The organism is Roseobacter insulae, assembly GCF_019375555.1.
Classification (GTDB): domain Bacteria; phylum Pseudomonadota; class Alphaproteobacteria; order Rhodobacterales; family Rhodobacteraceae; genus Roseobacter; species Roseobacter insulae.
Window position 1 is genome coordinate 956,105 of record NZ_JAHXDN010000002.1, and the last position, 18,969, is coordinate 975,073.

12 protein-coding genes and 2 pseudogenes are annotated in these 18,969 nt (G+C 60.2%); 5 read left to right on the forward strand and 9 right to left on the reverse strand.

Annotated elements, in window-relative coordinates:
• Positions 1–21: 21 nt before the first annotated feature.
• The 3 genes and pseudogenes from aroQ to KX928_RS10840 all read right to left on the reverse strand — a co-directional run bounded on the left by aroQ (position 22) and on the right by KX928_RS10840 (position 3,729).
• On the reverse strand, positions 22–459 hold the full coding sequence (gene aroQ / locus KX928_RS10830; RefSeq protein WP_219501845.1) for a type II 3-dehydroquinate dehydratase: 438 nt from the start codon (positions 457–459) through the stop codon (positions 22–24).
• A 612-nt stretch (positions 460–1,071) separates the two neighbouring features.
• Positions 1,072–1,750: pseudogene (locus KX928_RS10835) on the reverse strand (IS30 family transposase); the annotation flags it as partial.
• 629 nt (positions 1,751–2,379) lie between these two features.
• A pseudogene (locus tag KX928_RS10840) lies at positions 2,380–3,729 on the reverse strand (ISNCY family transposase).
• A 727-nt stretch (positions 3,730–4,456) separates the two neighbouring features.
• On the opposite strand from KX928_RS10840, the gene gtdA reads away from it, so the two are divergent.
• Positions 4,457–5,503 (forward strand): gentisate 1,2-dioxygenase, encoded by a 1,047-nt coding sequence (gene gtdA / locus KX928_RS10845; protein WP_219501847.1) that lies wholly within the window; start codon positions 4,457–4,459, stop codon positions 5,501–5,503.
• A gap of 12 nt (positions 5,504–5,515) precedes the next feature.
• Here the strand turns inward: gtdA and idi are convergent, their stop codons facing one another.
• The 6 genes from idi to KX928_RS10875 form a co-directional block, all read right to left on the reverse strand.
• Positions 5,516–6,055: an isopentenyl-diphosphate delta-isomerase gene (gene idi, locus KX928_RS10850; protein WP_219501849.1), complete on the reverse strand. Its 540-nt coding sequence runs from the start codon at positions 6,053–6,055 to the stop codon at positions 5,516–5,518.
• Positions 6,052–7,230, reverse strand: a complete 1,179-nt coding sequence (locus tag KX928_RS10855; RefSeq protein ID WP_219501852.1) for a geranylgeranyl diphosphate reductase — start codon at positions 7,228–7,230, stop codon at positions 6,052–6,054. The genes idi and KX928_RS10855 overlap by 4 nt, the downstream gene beginning before the upstream one ends.
• Positions 7,231–7,233: 3 nt before the next feature.
• The gene (locus KX928_RS10860) at positions 7,234–8,520 is read right to left on the reverse strand and encodes a BCD family MFS transporter (protein ID WP_219501854.1); all 1,287 of its coding nucleotides are present in this window, start codon (positions 8,518–8,520) and stop codon (positions 7,234–7,236) included.
• Positions 8,517–9,425, reverse strand: coding sequence for a chlorophyll synthase ChlG (gene chlG, locus KX928_RS10865; protein ID WP_219501856.1), 909 nt, complete (start codon positions 9,423–9,425; stop codon positions 8,517–8,519). Before chlG ends, KX928_RS10860 begins: the two co-directional genes overlap by 4 nt.
• A 61-nt stretch (positions 9,426–9,486) precedes the next feature.
• The gene (gene ppsR / locus KX928_RS10870) at positions 9,487–10,908 is read right to left on the reverse strand and encodes a transcriptional regulator PpsR (RefSeq protein ID WP_219501858.1); all 1,422 of its coding nucleotides are present in this window, start codon (positions 10,906–10,908) and stop codon (positions 9,487–9,489) included.
• Entirely contained in the window at positions 10,905–11,687 is a 783-nt protein-coding gene (locus tag KX928_RS10875) for a cobalamin B12-binding domain-containing protein (RefSeq protein WP_219501860.1), read from the reverse strand. Before KX928_RS10875 ends, ppsR begins: the two co-directional genes overlap by 4 nt.
• A 310-nt stretch (positions 11,688–11,997) precedes the next feature.
• Between KX928_RS10875 and bchF the strand changes: the two genes are divergently transcribed.
• The 4 genes from bchF to KX928_RS10895 are packed head-to-tail and all read left to right on the forward strand — an operon-like array spanning position 11,998 to position 18,908.
• Positions 11,998–12,510 carry a 2-vinyl bacteriochlorophyllide hydratase gene (gene bchF, locus KX928_RS10880; protein ID WP_219501862.1) on the forward strand — a complete coding sequence of 171 codons (513 nt, stop codon included), beginning with the start codon at positions 11,998–12,000 and terminating at the stop codon, positions 12,508–12,510.
• Complete coding sequence (locus KX928_RS10885) at positions 12,507–13,793, forward strand: ferredoxin:protochlorophyllide reductase (ATP-dependent) subunit N (RefSeq protein ID WP_219501864.1); 1,287 nt, start codon at positions 12,507–12,509, stop codon at positions 13,791–13,793. The genes bchF and KX928_RS10885 overlap by 4 nt, the downstream gene beginning before the upstream one ends.
• Complete coding sequence (bchB, locus tag KX928_RS10890) at positions 13,790–15,346, forward strand: ferredoxin:protochlorophyllide reductase (ATP-dependent) subunit B (RefSeq protein WP_219501866.1); 1,557 nt, start codon at positions 13,790–13,792, stop codon at positions 15,344–15,346. Before KX928_RS10885 ends, bchB begins: the two co-directional genes overlap by 4 nt.
• A complete protein-coding gene (locus KX928_RS10895) occupies positions 15,336–18,908 on the forward strand; it encodes a magnesium chelatase subunit H (protein ID WP_219501868.1) in 3,573 nt (1,190 codons plus the stop codon). The genes bchB and KX928_RS10895 overlap by 11 nt, the downstream gene beginning before the upstream one ends.
• Positions 18,909–18,969: the final 61 nt, after the last annotated feature.

The window sequence follows — 18,969 nt, forward strand, 5'->3', positions numbered from 1 at the left end:
GAAGTGCCTTACGACAGTACGTTAACGCGAAAGATGATGTTTCATCGCATCGAGCGCCAGAACGTACCCGTAAGCGCCGAAGCCTGAGACAATCCCCACGGCAACACGGGCGATGAAGGATTTGTGGCGAAACTCCTCGCGCGCGTGCACGTTGCTCAGATGCAGTTCAATTGCGGGCAGTTCAACCGAAGCGATGGCATCCATCAAGGCGATGGAGGTATGCGTGTAGGCGCCCGCGTTCAGGACGATCCCATTGTGGTTGTCACGGGCCGCATGGATATGATCCACAAGAACACCCTCGTGGTTGGATTGTTCAAAAACCACGCCACATCTGGATTTCTCGGACCAGTCGCCACACATCTGCTCGATGTCCGCGAGGGTGGTTGACCCATACACCTCCGGTTGGCGGGTGCCCAGCAAGTTCAGGTTGGGACCGTTCAGGACAAGAATGGACGTCATAAGGGGCTCACTTTGAAAGGGTTCGCATGCATAGCCGTATGACGCGGTTCCTGTCCAGCGCGCAGCGGTAAGGGGGCGGCGCAGCGCCACGCAGTGTTGCATGCAAGCAGTAACTGCCCGCGCGGCAGGCCTGCATCAGCCGATGACAGGCGCATCGCGAGGCTACCCGCCATCCAACCTGTTGCTATTCGGGCAAAGACATCCTCAAGTTGCGGCCCGTCAAGGATCGACCGCGCGGTCCGCTCAGCGTGCCCGCTGTCTGATCCATGGTCATCACTATGGTCGTGGTCGTCGCCGCCGTTAGACTATCCTCCGACGGGGGGCGTCCTGACCTAATGATGGGAGGTTGTGTAGTCACTGGTGAAGCGGCAGCACCATGACGGCAAAAATCGATTTTCCGTTCAGTAAAAGCGCAAGCCGATTGGTGGTTTTTGACATGTTTTTGGGTCTCCAACACTTCCGGCATCATTCTTTGATCATCGTCAACGCTAAATCTCGCATTGCATCTTTCGAAGACAGTGAGACTTCTGCTATTCTCTGAGAGGATACCATCGCTTTGCCGTTATGAACTCACGGTGAAGCGCAGTTCTTGATATGTTAATGTGTTCCAATCGGTTCGGTTGAACGAGACAGGTACTTTCGGAGCCTGTTGTTGGTAATCTCGACAGTACCTTTCCGGTAGGGTGCCTGCGGATCGCAGAACCACGCGTCAGCGCCGATCCCTGCCTTGAGATGCCGCCAGGCAGAGAGCTCGGTGCCACGATCAAAGGTGATTGACCGGCGCGCATCTGCGAGCAGGGGAGCAGGCCCCTGGATCAACGCTTCCATGATCGGTTTGGGCTGGCGATCCTCGTTGCACATGACAACGGCATAGAAGCTGACGCGTTCGAACAGAGAGGTCACGTTGACCTTTCCATGTTATTTGCGGAACATCATCAGATCGCATTCCCAGTGGCCGGACGCGGCACGCTCTGCGATCCGCCAGGCCTATGTGACAGGTTTTTTGCGTCGCAGATTTGAGCTCGGTTGTGCCTGCGATAGCCATGCAGCCTGCGACGACGACAGTGCTCAGGCAGATGGCCATAGACCTGTTGTGGTCATAACCATCCTTGGAATAGGCGAACCGGTAGATCGTCTCGTGGCTCAGGCGGACCGGATGACGTTCGAGCCGCAGGCGTCCCGCGATCTGTTCGGGCGCCTCTGCAATCTCACGAACTGGCACCTTGGCATGCCACCAGTTCTCGATCTTACGAAGCTCAGACAGTGAAAGTTGTGTGTAGACGGCTCCCATGCCATGTCCCCCTATTAGATAACTCATTGTTTTCTAATAGGAGTCATACTTTAAAGTTGCGCGCACCTGTACGCAGGCATTAAACATCATTCAGAAGTGTCACCCAGAGTGTAACGGTAGCAAGGATTAACAGCCCGGAGACTTCCGATATCGCAGGGCTGAAAAGCCTTGCAGGGAGAAGGGTCAACGGTCCTTTTTGCTGATGAGGTTGTGTCGAAATTCGATTTGCTTGGGTCGCCAGAATGGTATGAAGATCGACCCGGTCGTGGTGTCATCTACCCATGAACCATCTTGCAAAGCTTGAGCCGTCCAACTGCATTCCATATTGCCGCGTTTTACCACTTGTAGGCGGCAGTCTTTTGACAGACCAAACGCGAAACAGTTCACAGCGTCTTCCTCTAAATGGAAGTGCTCATGCCATCCGTCAAACCGGACCTGAAACTCCTCACCAGCGGCGTGGATCGAGACGTCAAAGCTTTCGGGATTTTGACAGGTGACAATGATATAACCGTCGCCGACATCGACATCATAGCCAGAGCAATTGTCCAACTTTGTGATGATCGCTTCGCGCTAATTTGCCAACGTCTTACCTGTCCACTCTGAGCATCGATAGCATCTATTTTTTATGGCTATTCTGCCGCATGTACAGTCTTCTTCTTGGCCCACGAGCCCGATGGCCGTCCTTGTGGCCGTCCATTCGGTTTGTAGCCCATCTCCTCAGAATCTGTGCGAACCTTCGGCTTTGGCGGTGCTGAATCTTGTATCTCTTTGATGTGTTCCAGAACGGCGCTCAGGCGCTTGTTCTCGGTGATTGCCGCGTGGGTGACGCGCTGCTGGTGCGGATCGAAGATGCTACAGGGCAGGGCGACGCCTTTGGCGCGTACCTGGATCCGCCCGTTCGGAAACGCAAAGGTATCCACGTATTTGCCGACCAAACCACCTGTCAGATCATTGACTTCCAAGCGGATGCGCTTGCGGTCGTACTTCAGCGTCAAGTCCTTAGTGACATAGCGTTTGTCGCGCAGGCAGAAGACCTCCGCGAGGCGATCCGGTTCAATGTTCAAGGCACGGTGCAGGTTGTCCGACTTGGCCGGGGCCTTAGCGAACTTCGCGTTATGTCGATCCTTGATACCTTCCAAACAGGCGTTTCCAGCCTCCATGTCAGAAATGCCTGTGATCCGTAGTTCCTTTGACCAGACGGTCCTGAAGCGTGCTATCGGCGCGTTCAACACGACTTTTGGCCTGGCTCGAATTGGCGCAGAGTATCTCGATGTTCAACTCGCTCAGCGCGCGCCCGAACTGGGTGATCCGCGCACCGCCTTTGGCGTCTTCTTTCGCCACCCGAAACACCGTGTGTTTGCCGGAATAGAAGGCGACAGGGCGACCGTGTTTGAGCAGGTAACTCTCAAGTGCCTCGAAACAGCTGAAGGTGCTTTCCGATTTGACGAACCTCAGCTCCATCAAGGTGCTGGTTGCTTGGTCGATGAAGACGAGCAGGGTGCAGGGATCGCCCCGATCCTCGAACCAGCGGTGATCCGACCCGTCGATTTGGATCCGTTCGCCAAAGCACTCCCGGCGCAAGCGCGGCTGATGGAATGTGCCCGCTGCTTGCGTGACAACCAGATGCCGCCTTCCTGCATCCATTTGCGCAGCGTCTCGCGCGAGGCCTTCAGCCCGTGATCTTCTTTAAGCTTCTCAGCCGCCAATGTTGGCCCGAAGTCGGGATAGTTCTCCTTGATCAGGCCTAGCGCATAGTCGCGCTTGGCTTGGTGAAACTGATTGATAGGCGCACGTCTGCGCGACTTGTGCCGGATGGCCGACGCACCATCCTGCCGATAGCACTTCAACAGCCTGAAGATTTATCTGCGCGTCAGGTTGAACATATTGGCGGCGTTGTCGACACTCAGCCGACCGTCGTCCACCTGCGCCAGCACTTCCATACGGTTCAACTCGCGCTCGCTCATCATCAGCCATCCCACGTCTGCTCATCCTCATTGCGCTTTGCGGGCAGAGTGACATTTCTGCTTTGCTCATAGGTGACATTATCGTGTTGCGGCTACACGCTTGCGTAGCAGGGTGCGCTCTACTTAGAAGTGCGACTCCTATTAGAAAACAATGAGTTATCTAACAGGAGGCATTTCATGGGAGCCGTCTGAACGCGACTTTCACTTCATTAACGGCACGCGATTGAGGATATATTGAGCGCGAAGATGCCCGTGAGGAAGGTCGCGGCCGAAATCGGCAGGCATCGCTCGGCTGTCGCGCTCGAAGATCATGTACATCGACAGTAAAGCCGAAGGGCTTGAAACCCCGCTGTAATTGGGCGCATCTACTTTCCGAAACCAGGGAAAACCCTACGATAAGGGTCTCAAATCCCAGAGCTTGAAGGGCGCAGGTTTCAAAGCGAACGACTTCGAAACCAAATGCGGCGATCATTGTTGGATTTCTGAGCCACGAAAAGATCAGAATAGCCGCTTTGATCTCCTGACATGGTTGCCGCAAGTCTTCTCAGCGCTGCAATACTTGAGGTCTCCGGGCGGCTAAGCCTTGCGCCCGGTTGCGCACTTGCGGTGATATTTCTGCGTTGCAGGTCGGGTGACACTTCTACCTGGTTGCAACACTCTCAGGCGATTTGCAGAAATCTACCGCTGACAGATGGTCGCCCTGAACGCTAGGATTGTCCTGCATGATCGAAGGACATCCACAATGGCCCAAACAAAACCCCAAAACACGGCAGAGCGCGCCGCTTTCTATGAGGCAATCGAACCGGAGTCGATGCGTGCCCTATGGTCGGTCATGTCGGGGATCATCACGCCGGAACCAAAATCCGACTGCGTCCCGTTCAAATGGAGCTATGCTTCCGTTCGGGCACGCCTGATCGAAGCTGCGGGCCTGATTACCGCCAAGGAAGCGGAACGGCGCGTTCTGATCCTTGAAAACCCCGGTCTGAAGGGCACGTCGAAAGTCACAACCAGCCTCTATTGCGGCGTGCAATGTGTCATGCCGGGCGAGGTCGCCCCTGCTCATCGTCACACCCAGTCCGCCCTGCGGTTCGTTCTGGAAAGCAGTGGTGGCTTCACCGCCGTTGGTGGCGAAAAGACCGAAATGCAGTTCGGAGACTTCGTGATCACGCCCAACTGGGAATGGCATGACCATGGCAACACGACAGAAGATCCGATCTTCTGGCTCGATGGATTGGATATTCCGGTGGTGCAGTTTCTGGATGCGAGCTTTGCCGAAGGATATGGCGACGATCAGCAGCCAATCACCAAGCCCACTGGCGACAGCGCAGCCCGTTACGGCGCCAACATGATGCCCATGGGATATGAAAGCGTGACCCCGACCTCACCCATCTTCAACTACCCCTATGCACGGTCGCGGGAAGCGTTGGAGCAAATGCGCAAGCACGAGGAATGGGACCCCGCCCACGGGCTGAAAATGCGCTATATCAATCCGGTTGACGGTGGGTGGGCCATGCCAACAATCGGAACCTGCCTGCAACTGCTGCCCAAGGACTTCTGCGGCGCGCCCTATAAATCGACCGACGCCACGATCTATGTCTGCGTTGAGGGCTGCGGTCGCACACAGATACGCGACACGGTGATCGAATGGTGCCCGCGCGACGTGTTTGTTGTTCCAAGCTGGCATGAAATCCGTCATGAGACAGATGAAGACGCGGTTCTCTTTTCCTATTCGGATCGCCCCATTCAGGAAAAACTCGGTCTGTTCCGGGACATGCGCGGCAACCGGTAAGGCCGGGTCCGGCTAGGAAACCGACGCCGTAGCGAGGTCGCCAAAGATCGTTTCGCCGTGGTCTCTGAGATAAATCCTGAGCCATGGCGTGAAGATTTCCGGCTGCCGGGCCACGTGCTTCAGAAGGTCCGCATACCGCACCCATTCCACCGCCATCACCTCTTCGGGATTGGGGGTGATGGACAGCTTGGCCGGGGCATCCGCTATGAAAACATCGACCACTTCGTGTTCCGTAAGACCCCCGCCCACATCTGCGCGGTATTCAAGATGATGCCGATGCTCGGGGCGCAGCCCGGTAACGCCAATCTCTTCGTCCAGACGGCGCACCGCACAGTCCAGAGGTGGCTCGTCCCAGGCCGGATGCGTGCAGCAGGTGTTCGTCCAGAGACCAGGCGTATGGTATTTTCCCATCGCGCGCTGCTGCATCAGCACGGCGTCCCCCTGCAGCACAAACACGGACACCGCCTTGTGCCGCAGCCCTCTCAGATGCGCTTCAAGCTTTTCAACCGGTGTCAGCGTGCCATCCACCCAGGCCGGGATCATGATCGTCATACGCGCGTCGGTGCCACAAGTCCGGTCAGATGTGCAAGGTTCTTGAAGCCGATTTTCAGATGCGCCATGGGCCGGGCCCGGACCAGCTTCTTGTTCATATACGCCTCGAAGGTCAGGCGCTGAACGTCGATATCGTGGCAAAGCGACACGAAACGTTCGCGCCGGTCATCGCTGCGATAATAGGCGTTCTGCATCGACCCCAGCACCCGAAAGACGGTTTTATGTTCCTTCATGAACAGCGCGCGTGCGATCCGCAGATCCTTGGCTCGCCCGGATGCGAGCGTGGCCGCACAGGCCGTTGCGGCAACCCGGCCACCGACCATCGCGTAATAAATGCCCTCACCAGACGACGGGGCGACGACACCGGCGGCATCGCCTGCGAGTATCACGTCCTTGCCATTGTCCCAGCGGTCCAGCGGCCTGAGCGGGATCGGCGCCCCCTCGCGGCGCAACGTTTCACAGTCGGTCAACCCGGCGGACTGGCGCAGGGCAGCGGTCGCCTGCTTGAGATCGACCGAGGATACTTCGGTCCCCATCCCCACGCTGGCGCTGTCGCCATGCGGGAAAATCCAGCCGTAGAAATCCGGCGAAATCTCTCCATCGTAAATCACGTCGCAACGCACAGGGTCGTAAACGGCCGATTTGGCCGGTGCCCTGATGATCTCGTGATAGGCCAACACGTAAGGAATCTTGTCGCCGCCGGGCACCTCCGCGCGCCCCACTTTAGAACGTGCGCCATCGGCACCAATCACCAGTTTTGTCTGCAAACGCGCCTCTTCGCCGGTGGCCTTGTCGCGGTAGACAACGAAGGTGCCCGCGTCCTCCCGGTCGATCCGAAGGAAGGTACCGGTCAGCGATGTGACACCGGCGGCGCTGGCACGCGTGCGCAGAAAGGGGTCAAAATCCTTGCGGTCGACCATGCCGACGAAACCGTTCTCAATCGGGATATCGACGTGCCGACCGGTTGGCGAAATCATCCGCGCGGTTTTTACCTTGGCCACAAGCTGGTCATCACCGATCTCGAAGTCCTGCATCAGCCGCGGCGGGATTGCACCCCCGCAGGGTTTGATCCGCCCGTCCCTGTCCAGCATCGCGACGCTGTGGCCAGAATTGACAAGATCCAAGGCTGCCGTGGCGCCAGAAGGTCCACCGCCGACAACGACTACATCATACATGTCTCATTCTCCCGGAACCAAAATCTCATGCGGCACGGCGGGCCGGTCCATCACCCGCATTGCCATAACGGCGGCGGCGATAAAGAGCACCGCCTCTATCAGAAAGACAAAACCGAAGGCGGCGGCGTCGCTGGTCGCGCCCGCGCGCAGGATGTCCACCATGGCCGCGCCCACCAACCCGCCGAATCCGGCGGCCAGCGCCTGCGCCGCGCCCCACAGACCCATGCGGGTTCCCTCGCGGGACGACCTGCCCTGCCCGGCCAGCGCCATCATCGATCCGATCGCGGCCACGGCGAAAACTCCGTTGAAGAAACCCAGACCCACGACCGCCGGCATTAGCGGCGCCCCTGCCCCGAGGTGTCCCATCAGTGAAAGTGTGACCAGCATGCCGGCCGACCCGACGCAGCCCCCGACGACCCAGGCGCGCAGGCTGCCGATCTTGAAGCCGGTTGCCATCACGCCAACAAGAACCATGCCCATGAAGACGCCGCCGTTTTGCGCCCCTGACAGGGAGGTCGACTGCCCGGGCGTGAAATCGAACACAAGCCCCGCGTATGGTTCCAGGATGAGTTCCTGCATGAAATACGCCGTCATCGACAAAAACACGAAAAGCGTGAAGTTGCGGGCGTGGCGCTCGCCCCATATTTCCCAAAAGCCCTCGCGGAACGGCATCTGCGCAGCCTGCGGCTGAGCCTCGACGCCCGCTTCTATGCGCCAGATCGCCAGGCAGGTCAGCGCCAGCGCGCCCCCGGTGACGATGGCCACGATCTTCAGAAGCAACGCGCCGGAGTAAGGATCAAGCTGCGCGCCGACGACACCGGCGGTCACTGCAATGCCCGCAATCATCATGAGCCAGCTTATTGTCGCCGCGGCGGCCCGGCGGGCGGGGGCTGTCGCGGTGGCCAGCAGGGCCAGAAGCGACGTGCCCGAGGCCCCGACGCCCACACCGATCAGGGCGTATGCGATGACCGAAACGACCATTCCGGCCACGAAACCTGTTTCCAGCACGATCACGCCATAGGCTGCCAGCATCGCGCCTGCTGCCAGCGCCGCCATGCCGCCGATGATCCACCGCGTGCGGTTGCCGCCGGTATCTGACAGGAACCCCCAATTCGGACGCGTAATCTGAATGCCGTAGTGCAGCGCGACCAGCAATCCCGGCAACACGGCTGGCAGCGCGAGTTCCACGACCATCAGACGGTTTAGCGTGGAGGTGGTCAGCACGACGATTGCGCCCAGACACATCTGGACAAGGCCGAGCCTTATGATCGACAACCAGCTGAGGGTCATCCCGACCCCCCTAACCCGCGCAATGCGAATGCCGCGATCATCATACCGCTGACATATAGTAAAACGCCTGTGCCATTGTACCACGGGGCCTTGGCTTTCGGGTCCCTGAGCATGACCCTCATCGCCCAGACCTGCGCACCGAGAACAGCCAGCACAGCCGCCGCGTGCAGCGGTCTGTCCCACAGCATCAGCAGCGCGACTACCGCCACCTGTGGCACGGCCATGACCGTACACGCCACGCGGGCCGCGCGGGCCGGCCCCAGCGCCACGGGCAGGGAATTCACCCCGGTTTGCCGGTCGCCTTCCAATGCCTTGAAATCATTGAGGGTCATGATGCCATGTGCTCCGAGACCGTAGAGCAGCGCAATCATCACCACCTCGATCGACGGGGCCCCGGCGCTGAGAACAGCCGCGCCGGTGAACCAGGGAAGGGTTTCATAGCTCAGCCCCACAAGCCCCGGACCCCAGATACCCGAGCGTTTCAATCGGACCGGTTCCGCCGAATAGGCCCATGCGGCCACCACCCCGAGGATGGTTGCACCAAACCCCCAGGGTCCGAGCTGCCACCCGACAGCAAGGGATAATACCGTCATGGCGATGGCGATCCACAGCCCCCAGCGACCGGGTATGCGGCCCGAGGGAATGGGCCGGTCCGGCTCGTTGATCGCGTCCACATGTCTGTCGCACCAGTCATTCGCGGCCTGACTCATGCCGCAGACGATCGGTCCGGCCAGAATGACACCCAGAATGACCACGAACCAATGTCCAGAAGGCGCCGCCCCCGAGGAGATCGCGCCACAGAGATAAGCCCACATCGGCGGGAACCACGTAATGGGTTTGATAAGTCGCAGCGCGGCTGCAGGTTCAGGAAAACGGCGCGACTGTATGACCTGAGTGACAGACATGTGTAAACTATGGCTGACACTTTGAGTCGGTGCAAGAGGGACCGTTCAAGGCCCCCGCGTTTCAGCTGTTCTTGCTGAGCAAGCCGTATTTGCGAAGTTTCACATAAAGGCTCTGACGGGACAGGCCCAGCATCTCTGCCGCGGCCACACGGTTGTTTCCGGTCAGTTCAACCGCCGTTTCGATACACATCTTTTCGACAACATCCGTCGTCTCGGCCACGATATCCTTAAGCGATGTCGAGCCCACCAGATCCATCACGTTCCGCGTGGGCTCGGAGGGTGCATGACTGGGAATAGTCGATGTGCCGCGTGCGGATTCCACACGACTGACATCGCGGATAACACAGCCCACGACGACCTCATCTGCATCCGAAACAGTCGTGGCGGAGATCTCGACCGACAACCGTACGCCGAGGTCGTTCACGAGTTTGGTGGCGTAAATACGCATCGGCCCGACACGCTGTGATTGATCGGTCAGGACATCAAGGTCAATGCGCCCGCGCCCCAGAAAATCAGAAAAACTGCGGCCCACGACGTCCGACAGGTGAGCCGCGCCAACGATGTCCAGAAAGCTTTCGTTGACCGAGGTGATAATGCCCTTGCCCGTCATGAACACCATCGCGTCGCTGCCCGACCGGAACAAGGTCAGGGCCTGAAGCGCCGCAGCATCGGAGGTGGTGACGATGTCGGACTCCTGCGCCAGACGGCACAGTAAGATGCGCTGCCCCCCGGCCCGGAAAACAACGGGTTTCACAACGACGGATTGGCCGGAATGGGTTGCGCGCAGTGTGACGCGCCCGTCCTCCTCCGACAGGGTGGCGTTCATCAGGCTCTCGATCAACTCTCCGGTCGAGCGGTCTGAAAAGGCATTCGCAAAGGCGCTGCCCTTCAGCGCCGCCGCCTTGATCCCAAGCAAAGATGCCGCGGCTTCATTCACATCTTCGATGCGGCCGGTCTGCACCGAGACGAAAACAATCGCCTGATCAACACTGGCCAGAAGGCTGCGGTACCGGGCGTCAAACTCGCGCCGCGTTTCATACCCCTGCTCCAAGGCGATCTGCGCCTGAACAAGCTGCTGTTGCGTCTCCGAAATCGGCCGCAGATCACGGCCCAGCAAAAGCGCCGCGTTCTCCTGACCAAACCGGTGAAACGTGTAACGTACCGGATACTGCCAGACGGCGTTATCGTAGTGGTTCAGTTCCAGCGATTTGTTCGGCACCTCTCCGGCCAGATAAGCCTCGTGCGCCTTTTCGAATTTTGGTGCTGTTTCCCGCGTGAGAAAATCCACGACCGGGCGACCTTCCCAATGCTTGAGATTGCCAAAAGATTCACTGTGATCATTGAGAACGACGCTGAGAATGATGCCTTCGGCGGAAACAACAAGCGCGATGTCGGAGGCAGCGCCGATAATGCTGCTTAAAAATTCTGGCTCGATGAGCGGAACCGACCCGCTGCTCCAGAAGTTATTTCCGCCAGTCGTCATAATCGTCGCAACGTCTTGTTACGCCTCGAACAGAAGGATACGACATCTTTCGCGTCATTGGTCACTATATCTACGCCCGTCCGTTCTTTCAAATTCTCAACTTCATCCAGAACTCCGCCGCCCAGGGCGATAACGGGGCCGGTCGATAAGGTTGCCCGAATGGTTTGCACTGTCTCACTGACAGTTTCAAGGGTCTCCAGGCGGGCGCATGAGATCAAAATCAGGTCAGGACGCTCTTCCATCAACCGGGCGTTGAGCGCACCCAGCGGCTCGTCGAAAGACTGGGTGACTTCGCAGCCGATACGGCGCAGCTGCGCCGCAACCACGCTTACGCCCAGAAAATGCTGTTGGCACTGCGGCAGAACCACAAGGGCGTGCAACCGACGGTCATCCGCGGCGAAGTCCAGATCGCCCTGCGAGGAGGCCTCTCCAAGGAGCGACTGCAAACGCATCGCGCCAATGGTGACATCGGCAAATGACACATCGTCATCCACCCAGCTCTGGCCCAGAACGCAGGCCGCCTTGGGAATATACAGGTCAATGATCTTGTCAATTGAAAGCCGATGCCCGCGCAACTCCTCCATGACCAGGCGCGGGTCGAACTCACCCCTCACCAGAATTGCGCGCACCAGATGCTCCAGAACGAACTGGCGCACGCCATCGCTGCAGACGACCTGACGGTCACGCAGCACCGAGATTACCGTGGATGCAAACGCATCGACATGTTCCGGTCGATGACGCTGAAGGCCGCGTGTCGTCAAATGTTCATGCTGCGTCATGGCACCACCTGAGCAAATTGCTGGGTTTGACAGACGGGCGGGAACCCGCGCTATGCAGTTTTATGCGCCAAGCCTCGGCCCAGTCCGCCGTAATGTCAAATCAAATTGACATATTCACCCGGCAGAGGCGGCATAAAATAGGGCCGTAAGTCCAGATTCTAGGTGTTTCAGCAGATATTCGGCCTGTATTGGGGTCCAGAACGCCGATCAGAGTGTCAACTCGGCTGGGCAAGTGTGTAAGTTTCAGTTGACACTTTTTAGCCATAGCCGCTACCGTCAATGACAGAAATCGGGAGAGGTTATCCGCGCGATGTACAGCCAAAAGGCTCGAAAATCGGCTCCGGCAGGTCTTTATACCGCCGAGGAACGCGCGCGCCGTGATCAAACAATCTGGACCCTCGTTCAGGGTATTCTGGCCCCCCTGCAATTCGTGGTTTTCCTGATCTCGCTGACGCTGGTTCTGCGATACCTCGCGACAGGTTCAGGATACGAGGTTGCGACCGCGTCCATCGTGCTCAAGACCTGCCTGCTGTATCTGATCATGGTGACCGGCGCGATCTGGGAAAAAGTTGTTTTCGGTCAGTATCTTTTCGCCCCCGCCTTCTTTTGGGAAGACGTCTTTTCCTTCGCGGTGATCGCGCTGCACACGGCATATCTCTGGGCGTTGATTTTCAATACGCTTGATCCGGTTTCGCTGATGATTCTCGCCCTCGCCGCCTACGGCGCTTACGTGATCAATGCGGCGCAATTCCTGCTTAAGTTGCGGGCCGCCCGGCTGCAGGCAAATGCCACCCCGAATGCGCCACGGGAGGCCCCGGCATGACAGAGCTGCCGCGCCTACCCACCTCCGGCGGATGCCGCGACGAACCGATTCTGAAACAGCGCGGTCAAAGAGAGGTTTTCTGCGGCCTGACCGGCATCATCTGGCTGCATCGCAAGATGCAGGACGCATTTTTTCTGGTTGTAGGCAGCCGGACCTGTGCTCATCTGCTGCAATCCGCCGCCGGGGTGATGATTTTTGCCGAACCCCGGTTCGGTACGGCGATTCTCGAAGAAACGGACCTGGCCGGCCTGGCAGACGCACAGTCAGAGCTCGACAAGGTCGTGGATCAACTGCTGGCGCGGCGCACCGACATCAAACAGCTGTTTCTTGTTGGTTCCTGCCCATCCGAAGTGATCAAGCTCGACCTCAGCCGCGCCGCCGAACGGATGACGGAAAGATACGCGCCCTCGGTGCGGGTGCTGAATTTCTCCGGCTCGGGTATCGAAACAACCTTCACACAAGGCGAAGATGCTTGCCTGGCCTCCATGGTCCCGGTTCTGCCGAAGACAGATGAGCGTCAGTTGATGCTGGTCGGTGCCCTGCCGGACGTGGTCGAAGAGCAGGCGATATCACTGCTGGCGGATATGGGCATTGGCCCGATCAGGGTTCTGCCCGCGCCGCGGTCGGATACCGGCCTGGGTATTGGCGACAAGACGATGTTTGCCCTGACGCAGCCGTTCCTGGGAGACACCCACGCCGCGCTGGAACGTCGTGGCGCGCGCCACCTGCCCGCCCCGTTTCCCTTTGGCGAGGAGGGCACAACCGCTTGGCTGCGCACCATCGCGGATGAGTTCGGCGTGGATGACGCCACGTTTGAGCGTGTCACCGCAGCCCCCCGTGCCCGGGCGCGCAAGGCGATCACGCAGGCCTCGGACGCCCTGCGCGGTAAATCAATCTTCTTCTTTCCCGACAGCCAGCTTGAGATCCCTCTGGCCCGCTTTCTGACCCGCGAATGCGGGATGGAGGCCATCGAGGTCGGTGCGCCTTTCATTCACAAGGGCATTGTCGGGCCCGATCTCGACATGCTTGCGCAGGGCCCGACCCTGTCCGAAGGTCAGGATGTCGACCTGCAGCTTGATCGTTGCCGCGATGCGCGCCCCGATCTGACGGTATGCGGGCTGGGCCTTGCCAATCCGCTGGAGGCCGAGGGTCTTGCCACAAAATGGGCGATCGAGCTCGTATTCACACCGGTACATTTTTATGAACAGGCGGGCGATCTGGCTGGTCTCTTCTCCCGCCCGGTGCGCCGCGCCGAGCTTCTCGATCTGGAGGTCACGGCGTGAAGCTGACGGTGTGGACATACGAAGGGCCGCCGCATGTCGGGGCCATGCGCGTCGCCACCGGGATGACGGGGCTGCATTACGTGCTGCATGCTCCGCAGGGCGATACCTATGCGGATCTGCTCTTCACCATGATCGAGCGGCGCAACCACCGCCCGCCGGTGACCTACACCACGTTTCAGGCGCGCGATCTGGGGTCCGACACGGCCAATCTCTTCAAGACGTCGCTGCAGGACGCCTATGCGCGCTTCCAGCCCGAAGCGCTGATCGTCGGCGCCTCCTGCACGGCGGAGCTTATTCAGGACGACCCCGGTGGCATGGCCGAGACCATGGACATTCCGGTACCGGTGATCCCGCTGGAGCTTCCAAGCTATCAGCGCAAGGAAAACTTCGGCGCGGATGAGACCTTCTTCCAGATCGTACGGACGCTTGCAAAGCCGGTGGCGCGCACCGCCCGGATCAGCTGTAACCTGATCGGTCCCACCGCTCTGGGCTTCCGCCATCGCGACGATATCACCGAGATCACGGCATTGCTTTCCGACATGGGCGTCAGCGTGAATGTCGTGGCCCCGATGACCGCGCGCCCTTCCGATATCGCCCGCATGGGGGCCGCACATTTCAACGTGCTGATGTATCCCGAAACGGCCGAAACGGCGGCACGCTGGATGGCGCGGGAGCTGGACCAGCCCTATACCACAATCGTTCCCATCGGTGTCGGTGCCACGCGCGATTTCGTGGCTGAAGTCGCCGGGATCACCGGCGTCACACCGTATCTGGACGACAGCCGCCTGCGCCTGCCGTGGTATTCGAAATCCGTCGACAGTACCTATCTGACGGGCAAACGCGTGTTTCTGTTTGGCGATGGCACACATGTGGCCGCCGCGGCCCGGATTGCCCGGGACGAGATGGGCTTCGAGGTGGTCGGCATGGGGTGCTACAATCGCGAAATGGCCCGCCCCATCCGCGCCCTGGCCAAAGACTATGGCGTCGCGGCCACCATCACCGATGATTACCTGGAAGTCGAACGCGTGATCGAGGCCCTGCAACCGGAAATGATCCTCGGCACCCAGATGGAACGCCACATCGGCAAGCGGCTCGGCATTCCCTGCGCGGTGATTTCCGCCCCGGTGCACGTGCAGGATTTCCCGGCACGCTATTCGCCGCAAATGGGGATCGAAGGTGCCAATGTGATCTTCGACACCTGGGTCCATCCGCTGGTCATGGGGCTGGAAGAGCACCTGCTGCACATGTTCCGCGACGATTTCGAATTCCACGATGCCGCCGGACCATCGCATCACGGCGGCCATGCGCCAAGACCGGGCGCGGCAGCGGGGCCAGCCCCCCAGGCTGCGCCTTCCCCCCGGGATATTTCGGAACCAGAGAAGACAGGGGCAGATATCATCTGGCTGGCGGATGCGGAACGCGAGTTGAAGAAGATCCCGTTTTTTGTCCGCGGCAAGGCCCGCCGCAACACCGAAACCTTCGCCAGTGAGCGGGGCGTCGCGCGGATCAGTGTCGAAACCCTGTATGAGGCCAAGGCTCACTATGCGCGATGATCTTGGCATAAACGGGCGTCTGCCCGGCTACCGTGTCGTGATCCTGACGCTGGACAGCCATGCCGCCGGTCCCGCGATGCGGGCCATGGACCGGCTGGTTCAGGATTACCCCGGTCTGACGCTGTCGATCCATGCCGCCGCCGAATGGGGCGAAACGCCCGGGTCTTTCGAAGCCGCCCGGGAAGCCGTTGAGACCGGCGATATCATCATCGCCAACCTGTTGTTTTTGGAAGAGCATATCACGCGTATTCTTCCCGCCCTGAAAGCCCGTCGGGATCACTGTGACGCGATGATTGGCGTCATCGCCGATGCCGCCATCGTAAAGCTGACCCGCATGGGATCGCTGGACATGATGGCGCCTCAGTCGGGTACGATGAAGCTGATGAAGCGTCTGCGCGGGTCCTCGAAACCTTCCAGTTCTTCCGGCGCGCAAAAAATGGCTTTGCTGCGGCGGTTGCCGAAGATCCTCAGGTATATTCCCGGCAAGAGCCAGGATCTGCGTGCCTGGTTCCTGACCATGCAGTATTGGCTGGGAGGGTCGGACGACAATGTCGAGGCGATGGTGCGCTTTCTCGTCAATCGTTATGCGACGCATACGGGTTGGGATCTGGCGCAAGAAGCCGCCGCACCCATCGAGTACCCGGAGGCGGGGCTCTATCATCCCGACCTGCCCGGGCGCATCACAACCGATGCGGCGGCCATCCCCGCGCCAGAGGATGCCACGATGACCGTCGGGTTACTGATGATGCGGTCATACGTGCTGTCATCGGATACGGCGCATTATGACGCGGTCATCCGGGCGTTCGAGGCGCGCGGAATCCGGGTTCTGGCCGGTTTCGCCGGGGGGCTCGATGGCCGACCGGCCATCGACGCCTACTTTCGCGATGGCAAGGATGTGAAAATCGACGCGCTGGTCTCGCTCACCGGGTTTTCGCTGGTCGGTGGCCCTGCCTATAACGACAATGCCGCGGCAATCGAAGTGCTCAGGGCGCTGGACGTGCCCTATATCGCCGCGCATCCGCTGGAATTCCAGACACTGGAGCAATGGTCCGCCTCCGCGCAGGGACTTGGCCCCATCGAGACCACGATGCTGATCGCCCTGCCCGAACTCGACGGTGCGACCACGCCCACGGTTTTTGCAGGGCGACATGGCGATACCGGGTGCAGCGGGTGCGAAAGGGCGTGCACAACCAGCGCGCAGGCCAAGGCAATGGCCCCCTGCCCTGAGCGGATCGAGGCGCTTGTTGCACGGGCGGAGCGGCAGGCACGTCTGCGCAAATCCACGACCTTCGAGCGCAGGGTCGGCATCGTGCTTTTCGGGTTTCCGCCGAACGCGGGCGCTGCCGGCACAGCCGCCTATCTTAGTGTTTTTGAAAGCCTTTTCAATACGTTAACGCGCCTTGATTCCGAGGGTTACGATGTCGAGGTTCCCGCGAGCGTCGAGGCGCTGCGCGCGGCAGTCCTCGGGGGTACCGCGGCACAATACGGGCAGGAGGCGAATGTCGCCGCCCATGTCAGCGCCGACGAGATCGTGGCGGGCACCCCGTGGCTCGGCGAGATCGAAGCTCAGTGGGGTCCGGCGCCGGGGCGCGTGCAGTCGGACGGGCGCGGCGTCTTCGTGCTGGGTAAACAGTTCGGCAAGATCTTTGTCGGGCTGCAACCGGGGTTCGGGTACGAGGGTGATCCGATGCGGCTGCTCTTTGAACGCGGCTTTGCCCCCACACACGCTTTTGCGACCTTCTACCTGTGGCTCAAGAACAGCCTCAAGGCGGATGTGCTGCTGCATTTCGGCATGCATGGCGCGCTGGAGTTCATGCCCGGCAAACAGGCCGGACCCTGCGGTGCCGACTGGCCGGATCGCCTGATTGGCGACATGCCGAACATCTATCTTTACGCCGCCAATAACCCGTCCGAGGCGACCCTTGCCAAGCGCCGCAGCAATGCCGTCACCATCAGTCACCTGACGCCCCCGCTGGCCACCGCCGGGCTGTACAAAGGGCTGGCAGAACTCAAGGACAGCCTGACCCGGTGGCGAGCCAGCGATCCCGCCGCACCGGAACGCGCCGAACTGGAAGCGCTGATTGCCGAGCAGGCGGCTGCCGTCGATATGGCCGATGTCCCTGCCGACACGCTCTGGATCCGCCTGCTGGAGACCGAGGACGCCTTGATCCCGGATGGGCTGCATGTCGTGGGCCAACCGCTGAGTGACGCGGCGCGCGCCGAATACCTGCGCCTGCTGCCGGATATGGATGACGAGACACGGGCGCGCGTGGATCACCTGTTGACCCGGGAAACCGAGCTCGACGCGCTGATGGCAGCGCTTGCCGGGCATTTCACCCCGCCGGTCGCGGGGGGCGATCTGATCCGGTCGCCGGAAATTCTGCCGACGGGGCGCAATATTCATGCGTTCGATCCGTTCCGCATGCCCACGGCCTTTGCCTGCCAGGACGGGATGCGGCAGGCACAGCTTTTGCTGGACACGCATGCCAGCCTGCCGCGAACGGTCGCATTGGTTCTATGGGGCAGCGACAACATCAAGTCTGACGGCGGCCCCATTGCGCAGGCGCTGGCCCTGATGGGATGCGCTCCCCGGTTCGACAGTTTCGGACGTATCTCCGGGGCGGACCTGATCCCGCTGCAAACGCTAGGACGGCCGCGCGTCGACGTGATCATGACGCTGTCGGGAATCTTCCGCGACCTGTTGCCCCTGCAGACCCGGATGCTGGCTGAAGCCGCGCTGAGATGCGCCACGGCCGAGGAACCGCTCGAGCAGAATTACATCCGCGCCCATGCGCTGGCTTACGTCGAGAAGACCGGCTGCGCGATGGAAGAAGCCGCATTGCGGGTTTTTTCGAACGCCGAAGGCGCCTATGGCTCGAATGTGAACGGGCTGGTGGACAGTTCTGCCTTTGGTGACGAGGACGAATTGGCGGACGCCTATGAGGCGCGCAAGAGTTTCGCCTATGGCACCGATGGCAAGGCTGCCGCCAATGCGGCCCTGCTGCAGGCGACGCTGGCGGAGGTGGACGTGGCCTATCAGAATCTGGAATCCGTCGAGCTGGGCGTGACCACCGTTGATCACTACTTCGACACGTTGGGCGGCATTGCCCGGGCGGTGAAACGCGCCAAGGGGTCCGATGCGGCTGTCTACATTGGCGATCAGACCCGGGGCGCCGGCAAGGTCCGTACGCTCAGGGATCAGGTGGCGCTGGAAACCCGGGCGCGCAGCCTCAATCCGAAATTCTTCGAAGGGCTGCTCAAGCATGGGCCGGAAGGCGTCCGCCAGATCGAGGCACATGTGACCAACACGCTGGGATGGTCGGCCACGACGGGTCAGGTCGACGCCTGGGTTTACCAGCGCCTCTCGGAAACCTTCGTGCTGGATGCGGAGATGCGCCAGCGCCTTGCCGATCTGAACCCTACAGCGTCCAGCCGCATGGCAAATCGCCTGCTGGAAGCCAATGATCGTAATTACTGGTCCCCCGATGCGGACACGCTGGCTGCCCTGCAAGAGGCTGCGGATGCTTTGGAAGACCAGTTGGAAGGGGTGGCGGCACAATGATCAGGATGGTGGCACCCTTGGGAACCGGCTGGGGCTCTGCCCCAGACCCCGGGATACTTGT